We start from the raw sequence: 24,422 nt of genomic DNA, 5'->3' as shown, positions 1-24,422 counted from the left end.
GGCTGTCTCTCAACCTCCAAGGAGATTGCGCGAGTTTGCAGCATGTCGATTGACGGGGCAGAGAACCTCGCGGACCATCGTCGTGTCGCGCAAACCGGCGCAAGGCAGCGGACGGGAGAGCAGCCGTGAAGCTACGGTTCCTTGGTAAGAACTCCACCCCCGGAGACAGCCCCACCCTGTACGCCAGTGACCAGGACAGCTACGTCATCCAAGGCTGGAAGGTGTTCGCGAACGACTTGCTCATGCAGCTCGACGTGCCTGAAGGTCAGACAGTGATCGAGGTTCCGGCGGAGCTGTTCGAGCACCTGACGATGGACGGACACGCGGCCGGCGAGATCAAGAGCTTCACCGCCCCGATCATGCTCGTCACGGAACAGGACACGTGCATCCTGCAAGGCCCGGAGATGACCGATCCCGAGGCGTTGAGTCAGATGCGGATGCCCGACTATGAGACCTGCATCGAGGTCCCCAAGTCCTCGATCACGGCCCTACTGGAGGAGAACAGTGGACCTGATCACCCCAGCCCAGCGTGACGAGCTGTTCAGCAGCTTCGAACGCGATGCCTTCCACCTGGAGCTGAGGGACGACTACGGGTCTCCCATCGAGGACACGCCCTACGCACGGTGGCAGAGGGGTGAGCCCGACGACTACGCGTGGCTCGACCCCTGGATGAGGCTCATGAAGCGCGTCACGAGCGAAGGGAAGACCGTCAGGCGCGTCCGAGTCATCACCGAGCCGCAATCTCAGTACGTCGGCTGGGAGCACTCGTTGACCCACCTCAACCAGGAGGCCGGCGAAGACATCCGATGGCTTCCGCGGCACCAGCTACCCGAAGGCATCGACTTCCCCGTCGGCGGCTACGACTGGTGGCTGTACGACGACCGTCTCCTCGCCGTCGGCCACTTCGACCCCGAGGGGCGAGTGCTGGGGTCGGAAATCGTCGAAGACCCCGACACCGTGGCCGAGTGCGTCCGCGTGCGTGACCTGCTCTGGTCCGCCGCCATCCCCCACGCCGAGTACAAGCCCTGACCCATCAGTGAATAACCAAGCTCAAGAAGCACGAGAGGCACTGGGTGCCCGGCTGCGCGGATTCCGGAAGGACGCCGGATTCGCGAGCGGCCGGGCATTCGCCGTGGCCACGGGTTGGGCCGAGTCCAAAGTCTCTCGGCTGGAGAACGGCAAGCAGAACCCCAGCGAAGACGACATCCATGTCTGGTGCACCAAGACCAACAGACAAGAGCACCTTGATGACTTGATAGCCACAGTGCGCCACATCGACGAGCTGTGGCTTGAGTGGCGCCGGCAGCTGCAGACAGGGGCGGAACGACGGCAGCGCAAGGCTCTGCCGGTCTACGCCAAGACCAAGGTCTTCCGCATCTGGCACCCGACGCTCGTGTGGGGAACGCTCCAGACGGCGGACTACGCGGCCGAGACGTTCAGACAAGTCGTCGACTACTACGAGATCCCCGACGACGCGGAAGCCGCCACCGCCAAGCGACTCGAACGGCAGCAGTACCTGTATCGGGGCAACCGGATCTTCAACGTGGTCCTCGGCGAACAGGCCCTCTACACCAACTTCGGTGGCCCGGAGGTGATGAAGGGGCAGCTCGACCGCCTGCTTGCGGTCATGGGCCTTTCCCGGCTGAGCCTGGGCATCATCCCCCGCTCCGCACCCATCGGCATCTGGCCCGGCAACTCCTTCTCTATGTTCGACGACAAGCTCGTCCTCGTAGAGACCTACTCGGCGGAGTTCTCCGTCACCCAGCCCCGAGAAATCGAGCTGTACACCAAGGCGTTCGCCCTCTTGCAGCAGTCAGCGGTCTACGGAAGCGCCGTCCGAGACCTCATCCTCACAGCAATCCACCACTTCGATCAGATGCCGAGCGACTAGGAGACCAAGATGCAGCCTGTGGCCCCGAACTGGCGTACCAGCTCCTACACAGGGACGGAGAACTGCGTTGAAGTGGCCGACAACGACCCGCAGCACGTGATGGTTCGGGACACGAAGGCCCGCAACGGGGGAATCCTGGCCGTCCAGCGAACCGCCTGGGCGGCATTCGTGAAGTACGCCCAGGGAGAGCGCTGCAGGTGTTCGGCCGGCCCTTTGAGGCGAGCAGCCACGTAAGCCTTCGAACCGCCCGGCACGCCCGTAGCCGTTCCGCGCGAAGCCGAAGCTGCGTAGCGGGGACAAACCGTAGGACCTGGTGGCCTCGCCGCGAACGGCGAGGCCATCGGTCTTGTTCGGCCATGCCGGATGGGCACCCTGCGCTGGGTGTCTACCGGCGCTGTCGGCGCTGCTGTTCGGCAGGTGTCGACGCCGCCGTTGCGGGCTGGGCGTTACCCCTCCGGTGAGTGGGGATCGAGCCTGCCATGGTCGACTGCAGGCGGGCAGCTTCGGCACGGCGGTTTGGCGCCGGGTTTCGGCCGGTGTGCTGAATGCGAGTGATGAGGACACGGGCGGGTTGGCGGGCGGTGGTCAGCTCGCGCTGGGCGGCGGCTTCCTTGAGGAGTTGGTGGGGTTGATGGCCGCGGGCTTCGGCGTCGGCGAGGACGGTGGCGAGCGCGGGCCAGGCGGGGTCGGCGAGGATTCGCTCGGCGTGGTCGGGGAGGGCCGCTCGTACGTCGCTGGCCAGAACGAGGCGGGCTTGATCCCTGGGCGGTCGGGCTGTGAGGTTGGCGAGTGTCGGCGCGAGGGCGCGGTCGGCGGCTGTGTGGAGGTGCTGGACGGCTTGGCGGGCGGCGTCGGCCTGGTGGGCGTGGTTCTTCGCTTCGTGCCAGCGACCAGCGACGATGGCGGCCCAGACGAGAGCTGCGACCAGGGCGGCCAGTGCGCTGCCGTCGGGTCCGGTGGCGGTGTGGACGATGTCGCGGGCCGCGCTGCGCAGCGCGTGGGCGGCGCGGTCTTCGGCCCGGATCTGGGAGCGCTGGGCTCGGGCGAATGCCTTGGCGGCGGCCTGGAGTTCGGCACGCAGGTTGGCGGGTGCCTTCTGTGCGGTGGCTTCCAATAGTTCGCCGAGGGCGGTGATGTGGGCCTGGGCGTGAGTGTCGTCGGCGAGGTCGCTGTGGAGGGTGTCGAGGGCGTCGGCGGCTTGGTGCCAGGGGGTGCTGGGGTGGTTGCGGCGGGCGGTGGGGTGCTCTTCGGGCCGGCTGGATTCGAGGCGGGCTGTGATCTTGGGCAGGGAAAGGTCGGGGGAGATCTTGCTTCCGGGGTGGTAGATCTGCTCGCCGGCCTCGTTGACGTCGCCGGGGCGTCCAGCGGCGTAGCCGAGGAGGTCGCCTGACGGGCCGCGCCGGACCTGGACCTCGACGCCGCTGGCTTCGAGGTAGGCGATGAATTCCTCGGCGTTGGTCACGTGGGGGATGGCGGCGCGGATACGGTCCTGGAGCCATGCAGGGCTGGGCTGTTCCCAGCCGAGGCGTTCGGCCTTGTGCATCTCGGCCTGGGTGGGGCGGCGGGTGCCGGTGCGGTCGCCCTTCTTCAGCTGCCGGAGTCCGTAGTCCTTTTCGATCTCGCGGCAAGTGTCGCCGACGCGGATGCCGCTGTCGTGGAGTTTGGGGCGGCGGCCGTCTTCGCGGACGGTGGTGGCGAGGATGTGGATGTGGTCGTCGGCGTGGCGTACGGCGATCCAGCGGCAGGCCAGGTCGTCACCGGCGGGGGCGATGCCGGCGGCCTGGACGATGCGCTGGGCGATCTCGCCCCACTCGGTGTCGGAGAGGTAGCGGTCCTCGGGTGCGGCGCGGACGGGGCAGTGCCAGACGTGGTCGGTGACCTTGAGTCCGAACTCGCTGTTGCGCAGCCGTACGGGCTGGTCGAGGTAGCGGGCGAGTTCGGTGAGGGTGGCGTTCTCGTCGCGGCCGGGGTCGGGCATGCCGAGCATGGCGAATCCGGCGACGATGTGCGGGTCGAGGTGCTCGTCGTGGTCGCCGGGGCCGTAGAGGTAGGCGAGTAGGCCGCGGGTGTTGGATCCGGCCGGTTTGATGGCGGCGATCACGCGGCTGCCTCCGTGTCCGGGTCGGTGGGCTGGCGCAGGGCCTCGGCGATCAGCTCCAGGAGTTGGCGGAGTTCGGTCAGATGCTGGCGGATGTCGGTTGGGGTGTGGTCGCTGTTGAGGGCGCGGGCGATCTGGTTGACGTTGACGCCGATCCGGTTGAGCTGGCGCAGGACCTGGGCGCGGAAGTGGTGGGTGCGGCGGCGGTCCTCGGACAGGGGCAGGTTGGCGGTGAACCGGCCGGTGATGAAGGCGACGACGACGTCGGCGGCGAAGCCGCCCTCGCCCTTGTAGCCGTGCTCGGCAGTGGCCTCCTGGAGGAGGGCGAGCTGATCGGTCGTGAAGCGCAGGGGGCCGACACGCTCCTTGCGTTTGTCTCCGGTGAAGCGGCGGATCGTGGGCTGGACGCTCTTCACGACGGGCTCACCGCCGACGCTCTCGGCGGTGTCGGTGGCACGTACGGGGCGCAGGATCTCGCACTGGACGGTGTGGAGCGTGTCCTCGTCGGGGCCGCCCTCGGCCCCGACGTCCTGGCCTGGCGCCCCCTGGCGCCGGGCCTCCTCCGCCACCCCCGGGGCGGAGACCCCCGAAGACCGGCCGTGAGTCGGACTCGGGGTACTACTGGCTCCGCCAGGGGCAGCCCGTCCGAACGCCTGCCGCAAACGCCCCATCAGCGTAGGGGATTTCGTCAGCGGCAGCGGCTCGTCGGGAGTGTGGTCGGAGCGGTGCGGGTCGTGCGTCACGGGCAGTTCTCCGAAAGGGGCGGGAATGGCTGGCGGAGTGATGGCGGCCGACGCGTCATCCACAGGTGTGGATGAGCGGGCGGCGAGTGTGGCGTGCTGGGCTGGCCGGGGTGACCGGAAGGGTTCCGGTCACCCCGTAGGGATTCCGGTCAGCTGCCGTCGAGACCGGTCCCAGCAGCGGCTTCGATTTCGGGTCGGAGGATCTTCATCACCTCGGTCTGCCGCTCACTGCCGATCGTCAAGTCCCTGTCCTTGATGGCCTTCCGGAGCAGGTCTCGGCTGAGCGTGCCGTGCTCAGCAAGGGCGGTCCGGCCGATCTCCACGAGTTCCTCGACCGTGGCTTTCGGTGGACGGCCGCCGCGCGGCCTGCTCTCCGCAACCCCGGGAGGGGGTTCCGGCAGCTGGACGGATACGGCAGCCGGAACCTCAGCGGGCTGGACTGGCTCGGCGGGCTTCGCGGACGCGGTGACTCGTGGTTCCGGCGCCTGGACGGAAGCGGTGTCCGGATGGGCTGCGGGTTGGTCCATGAGTTGGTGGATCTGCCGCATCAGGACACCGAAGGCCAGCAGTGCGGCGGTCGGGGGAACGGCGGCGACCACATAGTCGAGCCGTGGCACGGTGCCAGCACTGCCTGTGCCGTTGACCCCGGCTACGTTGAGCGCGATGGAACCGACCGATCCGGCGGCGGTAAGGCCGATGGCCCACCAGTCGGTCACCTGGCGCAGGCCCGCGCGGAGCATGAGCAGTTCGCCCGCGATGATGAAGGCGTCCAGGGTGGCGGGCCAGGCCCACTGGCGGACCGGGGAGCTACGGAGCCCGTGCTGTCCGGCGACCTCGGCGAGGTGGGCGTACGAGAGCCAGAACCCGCCTGCGGTGAGGGTCACGATGACAACGCCTGCTGCGATGAGGGCGTATCGCTCGGCATCCTCCTTGGTCATCATCGGTTGTCCTTCATCGGGCCGGTGGTCCCGGGGGGTGAGTGTGGAGAGGTGGGTCAAGCGGGGTTCTCCTGGGGCTGGGCGGGGTGATCCGTCTTTGCCGTCTTGGCCGTTGCAAGCGCAGGTCAGGGCCGGTACGGCAGAGCCTCGATCTGCCGTACCGGAGGCGTTGACGGTGTCTTCCGCGGTGTGGCGACCGGTCGGGACGGCGCAGTTGCGTCGTGCCGTCCCAGCCGTCAGGGTCTTGACCTGCGTTGATACGGCGGGGACGCGCGGGACGGCACAAGACGGATCCGGGCAGCGTCCTGGCGGAGGCAGCGCGGTCATCATGATCGCGTTTCCGTCTTGGCCCCGGTTTCCGTCCCGGCCGCATGCCGTGTGACCTGCGAGATCACGGCAGGGACGGCAGGGACGGGTACCGGGGGATGCGGGGCTCAGCCCGAGGCAGGGGCGGTGGGCTCGGCGTTCACTGAGTGAACGGTGGGGCAGTAGCGCCGCCATGCGTCGAGGAACTTGTGGCGCATGTAGCCCTTGCGCTGGGTTCCGTCGGCGAGGCGGACGTTGCCGGGCTTGATGTCGTACCGGCGCAGCATCGCCGCCAGTTCGCGGGAGCTCAGCCCGTGGCGCCCCCATTCCGCCCACGGGCTCTCGGCGTTCTGCCGCAGGTGGTGCAGCAGCTCGTCCGTGGAGAGGCTGTCGGCCTCGCGCTGGGCGACGAAGACCCTGCGGATGTCGGCGAGGATCCGGGCCTCGCCGGGCTGGTCCTCCTCGGCCTCGATCTCCGCAGCCACCATCCGGGCACACGCGTCGCGGGCACGGCGGGGCCAGGACCCGGCAGCAAGGTCGGCGACGATCACCAGGGGCTCCCAGGTGTCTGCGGCGCGGTCCTCCACCGGCATCGTCGGTTCCAGATCCGCCGCCTCGTCCAGCAGCGGCCTGGCCCAGCCGGCGATACGGTCCCGCAGATCGTGAAGGGCCGGGATGTCGCGGCGGGAGCGGAAGGGCTTGACGCTCTCGCCCTCCGCCCGGCGGCGCATGCGGATGACGACCGACCGGTCCATGATCGTGTCGGGCAGGTCACCGATCCCCGCGAGGGCCGCCATGGCGAAGGTGGCGAACCGGTGCGGGGTGTGGTCGTTGCCGACGACGCGGGTCACGTAGCGGTTGCGCTGGTGGCCGGCGTTGAGCAGGCCGCGCATCTCCTCGTTCTTCTCCGCCTGCTTCGGCGTGCCGAAGATGGTGTCCGCCTCGTCCACCAGGAGCGTGGGCGGCTCGTCGGTGATGGAGCGGAAGATTGCCGCCGGCGTGGTGTTGATGGTGAGCATCGGCTCATGGACCGTCTCTGTGAGCACGTCCAGGAGCCGTGACTTGCCGCACCGCTTCGCCGGTCCGACCACTGCCAGGCGCGGGGCGTGCTGCCATGCGGGCTGCAGGTGCGTCGCAGCCACCCACAGTGTGACCGCGTCCAGCGCCTGCTGGGAGGGCAGGATCACGAACTGGGCTATCTGGGCACGCAGTTCGTTCAGCAGCTCGGAGCCGTACGTCGGCTCTGGATCCGGCACCGCTTCTTCAGCGGGCTGATCCACCGGAACCGTATCCGGTGCCCGTTCATCGGCCGCCGGGGCGGCTTCGGACGCGTGGCCGGCCCGGCCGGGCACCGCCACCGTCGGCCATGCCGCTTTGCCGGGTGCGGAATGCGGCTCGGGTGTCGTAGGTTGCACAGGGCAGCTCCTTATCCGGTGACGTCGGGCATGCAGGCCCGACTCACGCAGGTCGTTCGTTGGAATGCGGGCAGTGGAGTGTGCGGAGCCTCCGGCGTTGGCGCGCCGGGGGCTTTCTCGCTTCCTTGGCCGGGCGAGGGAACACGGACAGTACGTCCACGCCTGGCCACAGTCCAGCGTTTCTGTGTCAGCTCAGCGCAGAAGCGTCTGCTATGGGCAGGGCTGCTCACGCGGCCAAGCCGAGCAGGTTCAACAGGTCGGCGGTCACGACGCGGTACGCCTTGCCCAGGCGCAGGACCTTGCACGGGTATTGGCCGCGCTTGGCCAGCTCGTAGCCCTTGCTCCGCCCCAGCCCGAGCGCCCGGTTGCCAGTGTCCAGGTCAATGGCGGCGGGCAGGGCCAATAGCTCCGCCCGCGTCATGCCCTTGGGCTGCTCGGTGGCCTCGTTTTCGCGCATCCAGCGCTCCGTTCATGAGTGAGCCCTCGGCGAACGCGGCATCACGTCCGGCTCCAGGCGATCACTAACCATCATCGGGAAGCTAATGTGTCTACATGACACAACGCCGTTTTGATCCTAGAGATAGAGATGACGAGGACGACGTCCCGGAGTGGGTGGATCAGGTGATGGCCACGGTGGCCGCCGAGGTCCGCAGACGCAGGAAGGAGCTACGCATGAGCGCCCAGGACCTGGCCGACCGCTGCGAGGAGATCGGCCATCCGATCCCGCGCAACGTGATCGCCAACATGGAATCCGGCCGCCGCGCCAGCCTGCCCCTAGTCGACGTCCTCGTCCTGGCCGAAGCCCTGCGGACCTACCCGATCTGCCTGCTCTACCCCGTCGGCTACGTCGACCGAGCCCAACGCCTGCCCCTACAGCACTCCGAACCGACGTGGGATGCCATGCGCTGGTTCACCGGCGACAGCGAGGACTTCGGCAAAGAAGACGACATGCTCCGCTCCTTCCGCGCCCACATTCACTACCAGCGCGCCGCCCTGGCCGCCCTGAAGGGCGAGAAGCACGAGCGCTGGAAGGCCGAGACGGCACCCAACCAGGCCGAGCGCGAGGAAGCCGTACGTGCCCAAGCCGACTACGCCGAAAGGGCGTTGGAAGCCAAGTACCGCCTCCGCAGCGCCCGCGCCTTCATCAGCGAAGACGGCGGCACACCGCCGTACCTGCCACCAGAACTCGCCGACGTCGACCCACCCGACGGCGACACCACAGAGGAGAACGATCTTTGAAGGGTTCCACCCACCGCCGCTGCTACTGCCGAGACCCCCACACCGGCAAGCCGCTCGGTAAGCAGTGCCCGAAGCTCTCCAGCCGCAAGCACGGCTCGTACTCCATACGCCAGGAGCTCCCGCCCCGCGCCGACGGCACCCGCCGCTCCTTCAGCCGCGCCGGCTACGACTCCCTGAAGGCGGCCCAGGCCGATCTCGATCACATACGCGCACTGCTCGGCCTCGCCGACACCGACGACCCCGAGGGCATGGCACTGATCGCCGCCATGCTGGAGGAGGTCGGCGACGAGAAGTCGCCGCTGCCCGATGTCGAGGAGACCCGGCGGCGCCTGAAGTCCGGTCAGGACCTGATCGGCCGTCTGACCGTCAGCGAGTGGCTCGACCGGTGGCTCGACGGCAAGCGCATCCGCAAGTCGGGGCTCACCCGCTACGAAACCGATATCCGGTTCCATTTGAAGCCCCGGATCGGCCACCACCGTCTCGACCGCCTGCGCGTGAGCCATCTCAGCGAGATGTTCACGGCCATAGCCGACGGTAATGCCGAGATCCTGGAGCAGAACGCCCAGCGCCGGGCCGCGGTGGAGGAGTTGGCCACCGTGCCGTGGAAGGGCGCGGGCAACCGCGCCCGCCGCAAGGTGATGAGGACGGCGATCGACGCCATGCCGCCGTTCCGGCGTGTGACCGGTCCGGCGACACGGCTGCGCATCAAGGCGACGCTGCGGTCTGCGTTGAACGACGCGATAGGCCAGCAGATCCTCACCTTCAACCCGGCGGCGCACGTCGAGCTCGATCCGGTGCGCAAGCCGAAGGCCCTGGTGTGGACGGACGCGCGGGTCGCCAGGTGGGAGCAGACGGGTGAGAAGCCCTCCCCCGTCATGGTCTGGACGCCCGAACAGACAGGCGCGTTCCTCGACTTCCTCGCGGAAGACCGGCTGTACGCAATGTGGCACCTGATCGCCTTCCGCGGCCTGCGGCGGGGCGAGGCATGCGCGCAGCCCTGGTCGGAGACCAACCTCGATGACCACTCCCTGACCGTCTCCGCCCAGCTCGTCCAGGACGGGTGGGAGGTCGAGACCTCCGAGCCCAAGACGGACAGTGGCTTCCGCGTGGTCGCCCTCGACGACGACACCGTCAACGTCCTGAAGCGGCACCGCGAACAGCAGGACGCGGACCGCGAGGAGTGGGAATCAGCCTGGGTCGAGACCGGCATGGTCTTCACCCAGGAAGACGGCTCCTGGCTCCATCCCGGGAAAGTGACCGACCTCTTCGAGCGCCTCGTCGCCGCCTCCGGCCTCCCGCCGATCCGGCTGCACGACCTCCGGCACGGCGCGGCCACGCTCATGCTCGCCGCCGGCATCGACGTGAAGATCGTGTCGGACACGCTCGGGCACAGCGACACCCGTATCACGCGGGACATTTACCAGAGCGTCCTGCCGCAGGTCGGCAAGAACGCGGCCGAAGCCACCGCCAAGCTGGTCCCGCTTCAGCGGAAGACCGAGGCGGAGGAGGCCCGTAAGGCCGCCAAGAAGGCGGCGGCCAAGGCGAAAGCCGAGGCCAGGGCCAAGAAGAAGGCCAAGCGGAAGAAGCCCAAGAAGTAGGCCACCGGACCGCACCGCTCACGCATCGCTCACGCAAGCCATCTCGCGGCACCCCGTCCGCGTGACGCGTCATGCCCGGAGCAACACAAAAGGCCAGGTCACGGGCTATGTGACCTGGCCTTTGCCGGAGCCGCCTTCGGGATTCGAACCCGAGACCTACGCATTACGAGTGCGTTGCTCTGGCCATCTGAGCTAAGGCGGCGCGCTGTCAGCACTATGGTGCGATCAGCAACGTCGGTAAGTCTACACAGTTTCCCGGGGTGCTCCGCACACGCCCTGAGGAGCCCGGAGGCGGGGACCGTCGCAGGGGCTATGAGCAGCGCTTTCCCTTGGTGGGAGGGGTGCCGCGGAGGAGGTAGCGGTCGATCGTGGAGTCGATGCAGTCGCTGCCTCGGCCGTAGGCGGTGTGGCCGTCGCCGACGTAGGTGAGGAGGGTGGCGGAGGAGAGCTGGGCGGCGAGGGACTGGGCCCAGGGGTAGGGGGTCGCCGGGTCGCGGGTGGTGCCGACCACGACGATCGGGGCCGCGCCCTTCGCCTCGATGCGGTGGGGTTCACCGGTGGGCTTGACCGGCCAGTAGGCGCAGTTCAGGGAGGCCCAGGCGAGGCCTTCACCGAAGACGGGGGACGCCTTTTCGAAGGCGGGGAGGGCGGCCTCGACCTGGTCGGGGGTGGAGAAGGCCGCCGGGAGGTCGAGGCAGTTCACGGCCGAGTTGGCGAACATCAGGTTCGCGTACCGGCCGTCGGCGTCGCGCTCGTAGTAGCTGTCGGAGAGGGCAAGCAGGCCCGCCGCGTCCCCCTGCTTCATCGCCGAGGTGAGGGCCTCGCGCAACTGAGGCCAGGCCGCCTCGTCGTACATCGCCGCGATCACGCCCGTCGTCGCGAGGGATTCGCCGACCTTGCGGCCGTCCGCGTCGCCCGCCGGGAGGGGAGCCGCGTCGAGCCGGGTGAAGAACGCGCTGAGGTTCTTGCCGACCTGGTCCGGGCTCGTGCCCGCGCCGCCGAGCGGGCAGTCGCTCTGGCGCACGCAGTCCTTCGCGAAGGACCGGAAGGCGGTCTCGAAGCCCGCCGTCTGATCCTCGTTCAGCTTCCGGGCGGTGAGCGAGGGGTCCATCGCGCCGTCGAGGACGAGCCGGCCCACCCGGTCGGGATAGAGCCCCGCGTACGTCGCCCCGAGGAACGTCCCGTACGACGCCCCGACATAGGTCAGCTTCTTGTCGCCCAGCACCGCGCGCAGGATGTCCATGTCGCGGGCCGCCTCGACCGTGGAGACATGCCGCAGCAGATCGGCCGACCGCCGTCCGCAGCCCTCGGCGAACTTCTTGTAGGCGTCGACCAGTTCGCCTTTCTCCTTCTTGTCGTCGGGAGTGAAGTCCGTCTGCGTGTACGCGTCCATCTCGCGGCCGGTCAGGCACTCGACCGGCTCGCTGCGGGCCACGCCGCGGGGATCGACGGCGACCATGTCGTAGCGGGCGCGGACCTCCGCCGGGTAGCCGATGCCGGCGTACCCCTGCAGGTAGCCGACCGCCGAGCCGCCCGGGCCTCCCGGGTTCACCAGCAGCGAGCCGAGCCGCTTGCCCGGGCCTGTGGCCTTCTTCCGCGCGACGGCCAGCCGGATGTCGCCCGAGGTCGGCTCGGCGTAGTCCAGCGGCGCCTTCATCGTGGCGCACTCGAAGCCGGGGACACCGCAGGTGCGCCAGGTCAGCTTCTGCCCGTAGTAAGGGGACAGCGTCGACGGCGTGGCCCGGGGCAGCGCGCCCAGCGCCGTGTCCGGAGTCGACCTGGCCGTACTCGAACTGCCCGAGGAGCAGGCCGAGACGAGCAGTGCCGCCACGGCGAGCAGCGTGCCGCCGGCGCGGAGGGTGCGGCTCGTGACGGCGGAACGGACGGATCCGGCTGAAGACCTGACAGAACGCCTGGTGTACATCTCGCGAGCGTAACCCTGCGCGATGAATTGCTCACCATCGGTGGCGGATGATCCTCTTACGAGTGACCCGGTCAACCGGCCGGACACTCCGAGCCACCGAGAGAGTGAACCCGCGAGTCACCCTGCCGGTAGGCGTGACGAGTTGCCTCGCCGGGAACCCGACGAGTTACCCACAGGGAGCCCGACGGCTCACCCCGCCCGCAGTGCCATCGTCATCGCCTCCACCGCCAGCAGCGGTGCCACGTTGCGGTCGAGGGCCTCGCGGCAGGCGGCGATCGCGTCGATACGGCGCAGGGTCGCCTCCGGTGTGCTGCCACGGGCCAGGCGCTCCAGGACGTCCTCGGCCTCGGTGTTGGCGAGGGCGATGCGTGAGCCGAGCTGGAGGGCGAGGACGTCGCGGTAGAACCCGGTGAGGTCGATCAGGGCCAGGTCCAGGCTGTCGCGCTGCGTACGCGTTCTTCGGCGCTTCTGCCGGTCCTCCAGCTCCTTCATGACGCCCGCGGTGCCGCGCGGCATGCGGCCGCCCTTCTCCGCGCCGAGCGCCGTCTTCAGGTCCTCGGTCTCCTTCACGTCGACTTCCTCGGCGAGCTGCTTGGCGTCCTCCGCCGCCGTGTCGATCAACTCCTGGGCGGCCTTGAGGCAGCCGCCGACATCGTCGATGCGCAGCGGGAGTTTCAGGACGGCAGCCCGCCGCTCGCGGGCGCTGCGGTCCGTGGCGAGACGGCGCGCGCGCCCGATGTGGCCCTGCGTCGCGCGGGCGGCGACGGCCGCGACGTCGGGTTCGATGCCGTCCCGCCGTACGAGGATGTCGGCGACCGCGTCCACCGGCGGGGTGCGCAGTGTGAGCAGGCGGCAGCGCGAACGGATGGTCGGCAGGACGTCCTCGATGGAGGGGGCGCACAACAGCCAGACCGTGCGCGGAGCGGGCTCCTCCACTGCTTTCAGCAGGACGTTGCCCGCGCCCTCCGTGAGGCGGTCGGCGTCCTCCAGGACGATCACCTGCCAGCGGCCGCCGGCGGGCGACATCTGGGCGCGGCGGACCAGGTCCCGGGTCTCCTTCACGCCGATGGAGAGGAGGTCCGTGCGGACGATCTGCACGTCGGCGTGGGTGCCCACCAGGCTCGTATGACAGCCGTCGCAGAAGCCGCAGCCGGGGACGCCGCCGAGCGCGCGGTCGGGGCTCACGCACTGGAGCGCCGCCGCGAAGGCGCGCGCCGCCGTGGAGCGTCCCGAGCCGGGCGGGCCCGTGAACAGCCAGGCGTGCGTCATCTTCGACGCCTCGGGCGGCGGCGCGGCCGTGGCGATGGCGGTGACGAGCGCGTCGGCGTCACGCGCGGCGGCGGCGAGCTGCTCGCTCACCTTCTCCTGGCCCACCAGGTCGTCCCATACGGGCACGGGGCACCGCCCTTTCGTCGCACTTTGCCTTGCCGCGTCCATTGTGCGGGTCGCCACTGACAACGGACCGCCACGGACTGTGCGGCCGGGTCCGGGACCGGGACCGGCTCAGCGCCGGCGCCCGCCCCGCCCCTCGTCCTGCTCGTCGTCGCGCGGGCCCAGCAGTTCGTCCGCCAGCGTCGGGAGGTCGTCCAGCGGGGTCTCCTCCGCCCAGTCGGAGCGCGGGCGGCGACGCGGGGTGCCCCGGTCGTCGACCTGGGGCAGCTCCCGGGTGCGGTCCTCGGGACCGTCGGACCGGGGCGCCGGCCGCTCGTCACGGAAGAAGCCCGGCGGCACGCGATCCGCGGGACCACCCGCGCCGGCGTCCCTGGCACTCCCGGTGCCCCCGGCGTCCCCGCGGTCCTGGACCGGTGGCAGCACCGCGGTCTCGTCGGCGGCGCGATCGTCTCGTACGGGCGGGAGCACTGCCGTCTCGTCGGCGGCCCGGTCCTCCCGTACGGGAGGAAGTACCGCCGTCTCGTCGGCCGCCCCCGGAGGCACCGGCGGCTTCGGCAGCTTGGCCGTCTCCTCCATGGGACCGCCCGAGGCGTTCGACGGCGTCACGATCGGCGTGGGCACCGTCGTCTCGTTGTCGGCCGGGGCCGAAGCCCGTCGCGAGGACGCCGCGGAACCGGACGCACCCGGAGCCGGGGTCGAAGCCGCAGCCGAAGCCGCCGCCGCTGCGGCCGCCGCGGCCTCCGCTGCCCGGCGCGCCTCCTCGGCACGCAGCAGGGCCTCCTCGGCCTTGCGCTGCTTCTCCAGGCGGCGTTCCTCCGCCTCGGCCCGCAGCCGGGCCTCCTCCTCGGCCTGCCTGCGCCGGCGCTCCTCCTCGGCGGCCCGGGCCTGCTCCTCGGCAAGCTGCCTGACGCGCTCCTCCTCGGCGCGACGACGGGCTTCCTCCGCACGCTGCCGGGCCTCCTCGGCCTGGCGCTCGGCCTCGCGCCGCTGGGCCTCCTCCAGCTCGCGCTGCTTGCGCTCCTCCTCCTCGGCGCGCAGCCGGGCCAGCTGCTCCTGGCGCTCACGCTCCAGGCGCTCCTCCTCGGCCTTGCGGGCGGCCTCTTCCTCGGCCTTGCGCCGGGCCTCCTCCTCGGCCGCCTTGCGCGCCTCCTCCTGGGCCTTCACCTCGGCCTCGGAGAGCGGCAGCATCACGTCGAGCCGGTGCCGTATGACGGTGGTGACCGACTCGGGCTCCTGACCTGCGTCGACGATCAGGTAGCGCCCGGGGTCGGCCGCCGCCAGGGTCAGGAACCCGGACCGCACGCGCGTGTGGAACTCGAGCGGCTCCGACTCCAGCCGGTCCGGCGCCTCCGTGAACCGCTCGCGTGCCGTCTCCGGCGAGACGTCGAGCAGGACGGTCAGATGGGGCACCAGCCCGTCCGTCGCCCAGCGGTTGATACGGGCGATCTCGGTGGGCGAGAGGTCACGGCCCGCGCCCTGGTAGGCCACCGACGAGTCGATGTAGCGGTCCGAGATGACGACAGCACCCCGCTCCAGCGCCGGCCGCACCACCGTGTCGACGTGCTCGGCACGGTCGGCGGCGTACAGCAGCGCCTCGGCCCGGTGCGACAGCCCGGCGGACGACACGTCGAGGAGGATCGACCGCAGCCGCTTGCCGACCGGTGTGGCGCCCGGCTCGCGCGTCACCACGACCTCGTGGCCCTTGGCCCGGATCCACTCGGCCAGCGCCTCGGCCTGGGTCGACTTCCCGGCGCCGTCACCGCCCTCCAGGGCGATGAAGAACCCGGTCGCGGCGGCCAGCTGGTCCGGGTCGTCGCCGCCGCGCAGCGCGTCCCGCAGATCCTGCCGCAGCGGTACGCCGGAGCGGTCGTCGACCTTGGCGAGGACCAGCGCGGCGACCGGCAGCAGCAGCGCGCCGACGAGCATGAGCGTGAAGGCGGCGCCGCCGTGCGCGAAGACGAACTTGCCGTTCTCCAGGCGGTGCGGCCCGATCGCCGCGGCCACCACGGGCGCAAGGAGCGCCCCCAGGGCGACGAGGACCCGTACGACCGCGTGCAGGTGTTCGGTCGTACGCGCCCGCCGGTACTCCTCGACCTCCTGGTCGAGGAGGGTGTGCCCGGTGTTGGCGGCAATGCCGGCGCCGATGCCCGCGAGGGCGACGATCAGCAGCACGGTGGTGACGTCCGGGACGAGCCCGGCGGCGAGCAGCGCGACGCCGCAGAAGGCGATCGCCAGCGCGAGCAGCCTGCGCCGCGACAGCGCCGGCAACACGTTCGGGGCGGTGCGGATGCCGACGGCGACGCCTCCGGTCAGCGCGAGGACCAGCAGTCCGTACGTCACCGGGCCGCCGCCCAGGTCCTTGGCGTGCAGCACGGAGACGGCGACGGAGGCCGAGACCGCCCCGGCGACGGCGGCGCAGGCGAGGACCAGCAGCGGGATCGCGCCCGTGCGGCCCTTGTCGACGCCGGTGCCCGTCCTGGGCCTGCGCAGGCCCTCCAGGGGCGAGCGGGCGCGCGGGGTGCGGGAGTCGGGCAGTTCGAGGAACGTGACCACCGAGAGCGAGGCGGCGAACAGCCCGGCGGCGACGTACGAGGCGAGCGCCGCCTGATGCTGCTCGAACCAGGCGATCCCGGCACCCAGCAGGTTGTTGACGAGGGACACGGCGACGAGCGCGGCGGCCGCGATCGGCACCGCCATGAATCCCGTACGCAGCGACAGGCGCCGCAGGGCGTCCATGTGGTCCGGCAGCGGGCGCACCGTGGCGCCCTCCAGCGGCGGCGCGGGCAGCAGGGCGGGCGCCGCGCTCTCGCGGCACACCGTCCAGAAGCGCTCGGCGACTCCGGTCACGAAGGCGATGACGAGGAGGACGGCGAGGGCGTCGTCCGGGGTCCAGTCGATCCACAGGGGCGCGACGATCAGGAGCGCGGCGCGTACGCCGTCCGCGCCGACCATGGTCCAGCGCCGGTCGAGCGGGCCGTCCGGGGAGGTCAGTGAGGTGAGCGGGCCGAGGAGGACGGCGCCGAAGAGGAGCGTGGCGAGCACGCGCGCCCCGAAGACGGTCGCCACGGCGAGGGCCACTCCTCGGTAGCCGCCGCCGAAGGAGCCCTCGGCGATGGCCGCCTGGAAGGTGAGGACGACCAGCACAAACAGGGCGAGGGCGTCGCCGACACCTCCCACGAGCTGTGCGCTCCAGAGCCGCCTCAGCTGCGGCCGGCGCAGCAGAGCGCGGACGGCGCGTTCGCGGGAATCCGCGACCAGGGCGTCGTCGGGGGCCGGTTCATTGGCCGTTGGCTGCTCGGCTCGCGTCATCCCGCCAGCCTATCCGGACCCACTGACTCCCCGAAGGGGTGGCCGAACATACGGACGCCCCCACACCGGAAGGTGTAGGGGCGCACGCGTGCGGAAGACGCACAGGGCTCAGCGGGCTCAGCTCTCGGAAGCGGCCGTCTTCTTGGCGACGGCCTTCTTGGCGGGTGCCTTCTTGGCGGCCGTCTTCGAAGTCGTCGTCTTCTTTGCGGCCGTTTTCTTGGCAGGGGCCTTCTTGGTGGCCGTCTTCTTGGCGGGTGCCTTCTTGGCGGTCTTCTTGGCCGGTGCCTTGGCGCGCTTCTCGGCGAGCAGCTCGAAGCCGCGCTCCGGGGTGATCTCCTCGACGCTGTCGCCGGAGCGCAGGGTCGCGTTGGTCTCGCCGTCGGTGACGTACGGGCCGAAGCGGCCGTCCTTGACGACGACGGGCTGTCCGCTGACCGGGTCCGCGCCGAGTTCCTTCAGCGGCGGCTTGGCGGCGGCGCGGCCGCGCTGCTTGGGCTGGGCGTAGATCGCCAGCGCCTCTTCGAGGGTGATCGTGAAGAGCTGGTCCTCGGCGGTGAGCGACCGGGAGTCCGTGCCCTTCTTCAGGTACGGGCCGTAGCGGCCGTTCTGCGCCGTGATCTCCACGCCCTCGGCGTCCTTGCCGACGACGCGCGGCAGCGACATCAGCTTGAGGGCGTCCGCAAGGGTCACCGTGTCGAGAGACATGGATTTGAAGAGCGAGGCGGTACGCGGCTTGACGGCGTTCTTGCCCGTCTTCGGGGTGCCCTCGGGGAGCACCTCGGTGACGTACGGGCCGTAACGGCCGTCCTTGGCGATGATCTGGTGGCCCGACTCCGGGTCGGCACCCAGCTCGAAGTCACCGCTCGGCTTGGCGAGCAGCTCCTCCGCGAGCTCGACCGTCAGCTCGTCCGGCGCCAGGTCCTCCGGTACGTCCGCGCGCTGGTGGTTCTCGGAGTCCTTCTCGCCGCGCTCGATGTACGGGCCGTAGCGGCCGACGCGGAGCACGATGTCGTTGCCGACGGGGAAGGACGACACCTCGCGGGCGTCGATGGCGCCCAGGTCGGTGACGAGCTCCTTGAGGCCGCCGAGGTGGTCCCCGTCGCCGTTGCCCGCGTCGGCGGCGCCGCCCTCGGCACCTTCACCGAAGTAGAACCGCCTCAGCCACGGCACCGCACGCGCCTCGCCCCGCGCGATGCGGTCGAGGTCGTCCTCCATCCGGGCCGTGAAGTCGTAGTCGACGAGCCGCCCGAAGTGCTTCTCCAGGAGGTTGACCACGGCGAAGGACAGGAAGGACGGCACCAGGGCCGTGCCCTTCTTGAAGACATAGCCGCGGTCGAGGATCGTGCCGATGATCGACGCGTACGTCGACGGGCGGCCGATCTCGCGCTCTTCGAGCTCCTTGACGAGGCTGGCCTCGGTGTAGCGGGCCGGGGGCTTGGTGGCGTGGCCGTCGACCGAGATCTCCTCGGCGGACAGCGGGTCGCCCTCGCCGACCTGCGGCAGCCGGCGCTCGCGGTCGTCGAGCTCCGCGTTGGGGTCGTCGGCGCCTTCGACGTACGCCTTCAGGAAGCCGTGGAAGGTGATGGTCTTGCCGGACGCGCTGAACTCGGCGTCGCGGCCGTCGCTCGAACGGCCACCGATCTTGACCGTGACCGAGTTACCGGTCGCGTCCTTCATCTGGGAGGCGACGGTCCGCTTCCAGATCAGCTCGTAGAGCCGGAACTGGTCGCCGGTCAGGCCTGTCTCGGCCGGGGTGCGGAAGCGGTCGCCGGAGGGGCGGATCGCCTCGTGCGCCTCCTGCGCGTTCTTGACCTTCCCTGCGTACGTGCGCGGGCTGGACGGCAGGTAGTCGGCGCCGTACAGCTGCGTGACCTGGGTGCGGGCGGCGGTGACGGCCGTGTCCGAGAGGGTCGTGGAGTCCGTACGCATGTAGGTGATGAAGCCGTTTTCGTACAGCTTCTGTGCCACCTGCATCGTGGCCTTCGCGCCGAAGCCGAGCTTGCGCGAGGCCTCCTGCTGGAGCGTCGTCGTGCGGAACGGCGCGTACGGCGAGCGGCGGTACGGCTTGGACTCGACCGAGCGGACGGAGAAGTCCGTGTTCTCCAGGGCGGCGGCGAGCGCGCGGGCGTTCGCCTCGTCCAGGTGGAGCGTGTTGGCGCTCTTGATCTGGCCGAGCGAGTCGAAGTCGCGGCCCTGGGCGACACGCCGGCCGTCGACCGTGGTCAGGCGGGCGATCAGCTGGGACGGGTCGGAGGGGTCACCGGCGCGGCCGGTGCCGAAGGTGCCGGTCAGGTCCCAGTACTCGGCGGAGCGGAAGGCGATGCGCTCGCGTTCCCGCTCGACGACGAGGCGGGTCGCCACGGACTGCACACGGCCCGCCGACAGCCGCGGCATGACCTTCTTCCACAGGACCGGCGAGACCTCGTAGCCGTAGAGGCGGTCGAGGATGCGGCGGGTCTCCTGGGCGTCGACCATGCGCTGGTTGAGGTCGCGCGGGTTGGCGACGGCGGCCCGGATCGCGTCCTTGGTGATCTCGTGGAAGACCATCCGCTTGACGGGAACCTTGGGCTTCAGGACCTCCAGGAGGTGCCACGCGATGGCCTCGCCCTCGCGGTCCTCATCGGTGGCGAGGAAGAGTTCGTCGGAGTCCTTCAGCAGGTCCTTGAGCTTCTTGACCTGAGCCTTCTTATCGGCGTTGACCACATAGATCGGCTGGAAGTCATGTTCGACGTCCACACCGAGGCGGCGGACCTCGCCGGTGTACTTCTCGGGCACCTCCGCGGCGCCGTTGGGGAGGTCGCGGATGTGCCCGACGCTCGCTTCGACGACATAGCCGGGGCCGAGATAGCCCTTGATCGTCTTCGCCTTGGCAGGCGACTCGACGATGACGAGTCGGCGGCCGCCGTGTGCGGTGTCGCTGGTCGGGGACAACTTCGCTCTTCTCTCCGGTCGACGCAGGGGGGTCTCCCCAAGCCTGGGGCCCGGGGGTCGAATCGTGCTGACGCTGCGGAGTGTGACGGTACATCCCGCCCCCGTGTCAAACGGGAAAAGCCCGCAACGGCCACTCGAACGGTAACCCGACTACCGCCATTCCTGCCGCCCGGAGTGACCGGGAGCCTTTCCCGGCCCATCCGGAGGGTGATCTATCAGTTACCCGGAGGCCCCCCGCGGGCCGCCGCGGACCAGGCGCTCACAGGCGCGTGAAGCACCATGCGCCGGCAGCGAGCGCCGCCGCGGAGGCGAGGGTCGCGAGGGCGGCGGATGCGACGGGGCTCACACCGTGGGCAACGGGCTCGCGGTGCCGCACCCGGACCACCGTCCAGGTCAGCAGCGCGCCTCCGAACAGGGCGAACACCATCCCCGCGAAGATCGCCGGTCCGCTCTCCATGTGCCTTCCCTCCCGTTCCGGGTTGCCCCGGACCGGGAGGCTGGCACCTGCGCGCGACAGGGAGACCAACCCCGGGTGAACGCAGAGCGGACAGCCCCTCATACGTCCGCCCCGCGTGGCTCAGACGCTGCCGCCCGCCGATATCGCACCGCTCGACTGGGTGTGATCCGGTTGTGCCACAGTGCACACGACAAAGGTGAATCCCTTGTCCCAGAGGCTCTCGTCGGACAGATAGCCGTATATGACCAGATCGGATCCCGGCGCCCAAGTCGACTCGAACTTGTTGCCGCACAGCTTGTTCCCCTGCTGCAGCGCCTCGTCGAAGCCCATGCTCTCCGAGACCTCGGTGAAGCCGATCACCTGGTCGGTGTGCCCATCGGCACAGTCGGTCAGCGACGAGGTGAAGCTGTCCTTGTGGTCGATGTAGATCCAGCAGTCACCGAGGCTCATCTCGGTGGTCCACACGGTCGCCTCGGTCTCCCGGAACTGCCCGATCTCCCCGCCGATCGGAACATGACGGCCGAGTACGAGACATGCCGTACCTCCGCCGGCCGCGTCGAACCCCTCCTTCGTCGGTGTGACGGCGTAGACGGCAGCGTCGGCCAGCGAGTCCGCCGTCTCCTGGGCCCCGCTCGCACACTGCGCGGCGCCGTTGGCGCTGGCGTCGGCGTAGTCGCTCGCCTTCGCCACGGACACCACCTGGCCGTCCGGATAGTCGTGCGCGCAGTTCACGACACCCAGGTTGGGCTTGGACTGGAACGCCTTCGCCGGAGACGACCAGACCGCGTGCACGCAGTCGCCGGGCCGCAGCGCCTTCTTGAGACCCACTTCCTGGCCGTACGGCAGCGCGGACCCCGGAGCCTTGGACTTCGGCTTCGGCGCCGAAGAAGTGGGATGCGCGCTGGAATCACCGTCGCCGCCGGTCAGTGTCACGGCCGCCCATACGCCGCCGCCGACAAGCAGGGCGACGGCCGCCACGATGGCGACGACCACGCCGACGGGCTTTCCGCGCAGGGGTCCCCTGCCGGACGGGCCGCCCTGGCCACCAGGTCCCCCCGGACCGCCCGCGTACGCTCCGGGGCCGCCGGGCCCGTCGTAGGAGGACACCGTCGGGCTGTTCGCGTACGGATTCCACGAGCCGTAGGGACCACCGGAACCCGGCTGCTGTCCCGGCGTGGCCGGAGCGCCCAGCGGCGTGTGCGGCGCCGGAGGCGAGCCAGGGGTGTGCGGGGCGCCCGGTGCCGGCCCCCCGAAGGTGCCCGGGGTGGGGGGACCGGAGGTGATCAGTGGCTGGTCCATGTACAGCCCGGGGCCCTGCGGCGTGGCCGCCGGCTGGTCCGCGGGGGGCGCCGGCGTATGCGCTCCGTACGGCCCGCCCATCACGTACCCGGGTGGACCGCTCGCGGCGTATCCCGGTGGCGGGGCTCCGGTCGAGCCGCCGGCCTGGGCCTGACCGAAGCCGCCCGCCGCCGAAACGCCCGGTGCCGCCGTCCATCCCTGGGGCGGTGCGAAGCCGCCGGCGGCCCCTTGCGCCGCCCGCTCCAGTCCGCGGGCCACCGCCTCCGGGGTCAGCCTGCGCACCGGGTCCTTGACCAGCAACCCGTGCAGTACGGGAGCCAGTTCACCCGCGCGCACCGGTGGGGTGGGCTCCTCGCCGAGCAGGGCCGTCAGCGTCGCGTAGTCGCCGTGGCGGTCGAAGGGGCCTCGGCCCTCCACCGCCGCGTACAGCGTGGCGCCCAGGGAGAAGAGGTCGGCGGCCGGTGTCGGCGGTTCGCCGCGGGCGCGCTCGGGGGCGAGATAGCCGGGCGTTCCGAGGATGCCGGCGGTGGAGGTGAGCCGGGGCTCGTGCGACTCGGGCTGCAGCGCGATGCCGTAGTCGGTGAGCAGCACGCGCGCGTAGGGGTCGCCCGAAGCATCCGGCGCCAGAAGGATGTTGGCCGGTTTCACATCCCTGTGGAGGATTCCGATCCGGTGTCCCGCCGTCAGCGCGTCGAGGACCGCGAGCCCGACCCGCGCGGTCTGCGCGGGCGGCAGCGGCCCCGACTGCCGTACGACCGCCTGGAGATCGACCGCGTCCGGCACGTACTCCATGACGATCCACGGCAGTCCCTCGTGCACCACCACGTCGTGCACGGTGGCGACATGGGGGTGGCCGCGCAGCCGCGCCGCGTGCCGGGCCTCGCTGCGGGCTCGCGCGATCCGCTGCGCGGGCTCGCTCGCGTCCATCGGCACGTCCGGCAACGCGATCTCCTTCATGGAGACCTCGCAGGCCAACTCCCTGTCGTACGCGAGCCAGACGCGGCCCATGCCGCCCGCGCCGAGTGTCCGCAGCAGCCGGTACCTGCCGCTGATGATCCTGCCCTGACCCTGATCCGGCGTCTCCCCCGACATCACGCCTCCCCCGAGACAGCGCGCCTCCCCCGAGAACGCGTGGAGCTTGTCCCTAGAAGGTAGCTTCGCACCCACCACTGACAGGAGCCCTTTTGCGGACCAATCCTGGCAGATCGGGCACCTTGCGTCCCAGTGGAGCGGAACTGCCCCATCCCTTTCAGGTCGAGGGCCGTTGCGGGCGGCCGAGCCGCCGCCCGGAACGATTTCATCCGGCCGGTTCGAGGAACCCCTGCTCGACCAGAAGCCTGATCTGCGCGGGCGTCCGGTCGCGCAGCAACACCGGATCCTCGCCGACGAGTTGGGCGATGGCGTCCAGGATCCGGCCGGCGCTCAGCGAGCCGTCGCACACGCCCGCGAAGCCCGCGCCGACCGTGTCCACCTTCGTGGCACGGCGCATCCCGCGGTGCTGGCGCAGCACCACGTGCTCGGGGTCCTCGGCGCCGGGCAGCCCGACTTGCTCCTGGACGACCTCGGCCGCCAGTGTGAAGTGCCCGGCGAGCAGGGCCGCGTCATCGTGCGCCCGCAGGTAGTCGACGCGCTCGAAGTGGGCGCGCACGGCTTCGCCGAGGGGCTGCTCGACGGAGTGCGGCCACTCCTCCACGGTGACCGACGGCTCGACCGCGGCCGACTTGCGCAGGGTGATCCAGCCGAAGCCGACGGCCTTCACCTTGCGTGCCTCGAACTCGTCGAGCCATGCGTCGTACCGCGCCTGGTACGCGGCCTGGTCCTCCCGGTGGTCCCCGGCGTCGCGCAGCCACAACTCGGCGTACTGCGTGACGTCCTGGACCTCGCGCTGCACGACCCAGGCATCGCAGCCGCGCGGCACCCACGAGCGCAGCCGGTCCTGCCAGTCCTCGCCCTCCACGTGCTGCCAGTTGGCCAGGAACTGCGCGAACCCTCCTTCGTTCAGCCGGTCCCCCGCCTGCTGAACGAGCGTGCGGCACAGATCGTCCCCGCCCATTCCGCCGTCGCGGTAGGTGAGCCGGGCACCGGGAGAGATCACGAAGGGCGGGTTCGACACGATCAGGTCGTACGTCTCGTCGCCGACCGGTTCGAACAGGGAGCCCTCGCGCAGGTCCGCGGCCGGAGCCCCGGAGAGCGCCAGGGTCAGCGCGGTGATGTGCAGTGCCCGGGGGTTGAGGTCGGTCGCGGTCACGCGCGTGGCGTGCTGCGCGGCGTGCAGGGCCTGGATCCCGGAGCCGGTGCCGAGGTCGAGCGCGCCGGCGACCGGCCCGCGCACCGTGATGCCGGCGAGGGTCGTGGAGGCGCCGCCCACGCCCAGCACGACGCCTTCCTCGCGGCTGCCGATACCGCCGGCGCCGCCGACCGCACAGCCCAGGTCCGAGACGATGAACCAGTCCTCGCCCTCGGGGCCGCCGTAGGGCCGGATGTCCACCGCGGCGGCCACCTCGTCCTCGCCGACGGCGGTGAGCCATCCGCTCTCCACGCACTCGGCCACGGGCAGCACGTCCGCGAGGCGCGCGCGGGGCACGGGCTGCTGCAGCAGCAGGAGCCGTACGAGCGCCTCCAGCGGCGTGTCCCCGCGCGTGGCCCGGAGCGCGGGCACGGTCTCGCTGCGCGCCAGCGCCGCGTACGCGGGGGCGCCGAGCAGGTCGAGGAGTCCGTCGGCGGTGAAGGAGGCCCCGAGCAGGGCGTCCCGCAGCCGGGAGGTGACGTCGGCGCGGTCGGAGGAGGGCAGTGGTGACAGGCTGGTATCGCTCACCCGTCCATTGTGTCGCTTGCCGCCGACGATGTGCGTACCGCTGTGGACAACATGCGGAAGGGCCCGG

General features: G+C 70.6%; 18 protein-coding genes and 1 tRNA gene. 6 read left to right on the top strand and 13 right to left on the bottom strand.

Annotated features, from left to right (window positions below; all coding sequences use genetic code 11):
* The first annotated feature begins 125 nt into the window (after positions 1 to 125).
* Genes ACN6LB_RS28955 through ACN6LB_RS28940 form a run of 4 tightly spaced genes read left to right on the top strand, consistent with a single transcriptional unit; the run spans position 126 to position 2,125 of the window.
* On the top strand, positions 126 to 533 hold the full coding sequence (locus ACN6LB_RS28955) for a hypothetical protein (protein WP_445028450.1): 408 nt from the start codon (positions 126 to 128) through the stop codon (positions 531 to 533).
* Positions 505 to 1,029: a DUF6879 family protein gene (locus ACN6LB_RS28950; protein ID WP_445028449.1), complete on the top strand. Its 525-nt coding sequence runs from the start codon at positions 505 to 507 to the stop codon at positions 1,027 to 1,029. The genes ACN6LB_RS28955 and ACN6LB_RS28950 overlap by 29 nt, the downstream gene beginning before the upstream one ends.
* Entirely contained in the window at positions 980 to 1,891 is a 912-nt protein-coding gene (locus ACN6LB_RS28945; RefSeq protein WP_445028448.1) for a helix-turn-helix domain-containing protein, read from the top strand. The genes ACN6LB_RS28950 and ACN6LB_RS28945 overlap by 50 nt, the downstream gene beginning before the upstream one ends.
* A 9-nt stretch (positions 1,892 to 1,900) precedes the next feature.
* Positions 1,901 to 2,125, top strand: a complete 225-nt coding sequence (locus tag ACN6LB_RS28940; RefSeq protein WP_445028447.1) for a DUF397 domain-containing protein — start codon at positions 1,901 to 1,903, stop codon at positions 2,123 to 2,125.
* A 151-nt stretch (positions 2,126 to 2,276) separates the two neighbouring features.
* On the opposite strand, the gene ACN6LB_RS28935 is transcribed toward ACN6LB_RS28940, so the two are convergent.
* The 5 genes from ACN6LB_RS28935 to ACN6LB_RS28915 form a co-directional block, all read right to left on the bottom strand.
* Positions 2,277 to 3,992, bottom strand: coding sequence for a relaxase/mobilization nuclease domain-containing protein (locus tag ACN6LB_RS28935; protein WP_445028446.1), 1,716 nt, complete (start codon positions 3,990 to 3,992; stop codon positions 2,277 to 2,279).
* On the bottom strand, positions 3,989 to 4,558 hold the full coding sequence (locus tag ACN6LB_RS28930) for a MobC family plasmid mobilization relaxosome protein (RefSeq protein WP_445028445.1): 570 nt from the start codon (positions 4,556 to 4,558) through the stop codon (positions 3,989 to 3,991). Before ACN6LB_RS28930 ends, ACN6LB_RS28935 begins: the two co-directional genes overlap by 4 nt.
* A gap of 323 nt (positions 4,559 to 4,881) precedes the next feature.
* Positions 4,882 to 5,673 carry a DUF2637 domain-containing protein gene (locus ACN6LB_RS28925; RefSeq protein ID WP_445028444.1) on the bottom strand — a complete coding sequence of 264 codons (792 nt, stop codon included), beginning with the start codon at positions 5,671 to 5,673 and terminating at the stop codon, positions 4,882 to 4,884.
* 431 nt (positions 5,674 to 6,104) lie between these two features.
* On the bottom strand, positions 6,105 to 7,391 hold the full coding sequence (locus ACN6LB_RS28920; protein WP_445028443.1) for a DUF3631 domain-containing protein: 1,287 nt from the start codon (positions 7,389 to 7,391) through the stop codon (positions 6,105 to 6,107).
* Positions 7,392 to 7,617: 226 nt separating this feature from the next.
* Positions 7,618 to 7,848 carry a hypothetical protein gene (locus ACN6LB_RS28915; protein WP_445028442.1) on the bottom strand — a complete coding sequence of 77 codons (231 nt, stop codon included), beginning with the start codon at positions 7,846 to 7,848 and terminating at the stop codon, positions 7,618 to 7,620.
* Positions 7,849 to 7,943: 95 nt separating this feature from the next.
* Between ACN6LB_RS28915 and ACN6LB_RS28910 the strand changes: the two genes are divergently transcribed.
* Both ACN6LB_RS28910 and ACN6LB_RS28905 read left to right on the top strand, forming a co-directional pair.
* The gene (locus ACN6LB_RS28910) at positions 7,944 to 8,630 is read left to right on the top strand and encodes a helix-turn-helix domain-containing protein (protein ID WP_445028441.1); all 687 of its coding nucleotides are present in this window, start codon (positions 7,944 to 7,946) and stop codon (positions 8,628 to 8,630) included.
* Complete coding sequence (locus ACN6LB_RS28905) at positions 8,627 to 10,228, top strand: tyrosine-type recombinase/integrase (RefSeq protein ID WP_445028440.1); 1,602 nt, start codon at positions 8,627 to 8,629, stop codon at positions 10,226 to 10,228. The genes ACN6LB_RS28910 and ACN6LB_RS28905 overlap by 4 nt, the downstream gene beginning before the upstream one ends.
* Positions 10,229 to 10,356: 128 nt before the next feature.
* Here the strand turns inward: ACN6LB_RS28905 and ACN6LB_RS28900 are convergent.
* The 8 genes from ACN6LB_RS28900 to ACN6LB_RS28865 all read right to left on the bottom strand — a co-directional run bounded on the left by ACN6LB_RS28900 (position 10,357) and on the right by ACN6LB_RS28865 (position 24,355).
* Positions 10,357 to 10,430, bottom strand: a tRNA-Thr gene (locus ACN6LB_RS28900).
* 108 nt (positions 10,431 to 10,538) lie between these two features.
* The gene (locus ACN6LB_RS28895; RefSeq protein ID WP_445028439.1) at positions 10,539 to 12,152 is read right to left on the bottom strand and encodes an alpha/beta hydrolase; all 1,614 of its coding nucleotides are present in this window, start codon (positions 12,150 to 12,152) and stop codon (positions 10,539 to 10,541) included.
* Positions 12,153 to 12,341: 189 nt separating this feature from the next.
* On the bottom strand, positions 12,342 to 13,547 hold the full coding sequence (locus tag ACN6LB_RS28890) for a DNA polymerase III subunit delta' (protein ID WP_356135058.1): 1,206 nt from the start codon (positions 13,545 to 13,547) through the stop codon (positions 12,342 to 12,344).
* 108 nt (positions 13,548 to 13,655) lie between these two features.
* On the bottom strand, positions 13,656 to 16,853 hold the full coding sequence (gene tmk / locus ACN6LB_RS28885) for a dTMP kinase (protein ID WP_445028438.1): 3,198 nt from the start codon (positions 16,851 to 16,853) through the stop codon (positions 13,656 to 13,658).
* 117 nt (positions 16,854 to 16,970) lie between these two features.
* Complete coding sequence (gene topA, locus ACN6LB_RS28880; RefSeq protein ID WP_445028437.1) at positions 16,971 to 19,784, bottom strand: type I DNA topoisomerase; 2,814 nt, start codon at positions 19,782 to 19,784, stop codon at positions 16,971 to 16,973.
* Between the two features lie 259 nt (positions 19,785 to 20,043).
* Positions 20,044 to 20,241 (bottom strand): hypothetical protein, encoded by a 198-nt coding sequence (locus ACN6LB_RS28875; RefSeq protein ID WP_445028436.1) that lies wholly within the window; start codon positions 20,239 to 20,241, stop codon positions 20,044 to 20,046.
* Positions 20,242 to 20,361: 120 nt separating this feature from the next.
* Positions 20,362 to 22,632, bottom strand: a complete 2,271-nt coding sequence (locus tag ACN6LB_RS28870) for a protein kinase domain-containing protein (protein WP_445028435.1) — start codon at positions 22,630 to 22,632, stop codon at positions 20,362 to 20,364.
* Between the two features lie 205 nt (positions 22,633 to 22,837).
* Positions 22,838 to 24,355, bottom strand: coding sequence for a DUF7059 domain-containing protein (locus ACN6LB_RS28865; RefSeq protein ID WP_445028434.1), 1,518 nt, complete (start codon positions 24,353 to 24,355; stop codon positions 22,838 to 22,840).
* Positions 24,356 to 24,422 lie beyond the last annotated feature (67 nt).

It is taken from the genome of Streptomyces sp. SAS_270 (genome assembly GCF_052543295.1).
This window is presented reverse-complemented; position numbering and strand designations above follow the sequence as displayed.

Bases quoted from the DNA above. Each gene is read 5' to 3' on its own strand.
- ACN6LB_RS28940 (WP_445028447.1), top strand. From the start codon at position 1,901: ATGCAGCCTGTGGCCCCGAACTGGCGTACCAGCTCCTACACAGGGACG.
- ACN6LB_RS28925 (WP_445028444.1), bottom strand. From the start codon at position 5,673: ATGATGACCAAGGAGGATGCCGAGCGATACGCCCTCATCGCAGCAGGC.
- ACN6LB_RS28915 (WP_445028442.1), bottom strand. From the start codon at position 7,848: ATGCGCGAAAACGAGGCCACCGAGCAGCCCAAGGGCATGACGCGGGCG.
- ACN6LB_RS28910 (WP_445028441.1), top strand. From the start codon at position 7,944: ATGACACAACGCCGTTTTGATCCTAGAGATAGAGATGACGAGGACGAC.
- ACN6LB_RS28895 (WP_445028439.1), bottom strand. From the start codon at position 12,152: ATGTACACCAGGCGTTCTGTCAGGTCTTCAGCCGGATCCGTCCGTTCC.
- tmk (WP_445028438.1), bottom strand. From the start codon at position 16,853: ATGACGCGAGCCGAGCAGCCAACGGCCAATGAACCGGCCCCCGACGAC.
- ACN6LB_RS28875 (WP_445028436.1), bottom strand. From the start codon at position 20,241: ATGGAGAGCGGACCGGCGATCTTCGCGGGGATGGTGTTCGCCCTGTTC.
- ACN6LB_RS28870 (WP_445028435.1), bottom strand. From the start codon at position 22,632: ATGTCGGGGGAGACGCCGGATCAGGGTCAGGGCAGGATCATCAGCGGC.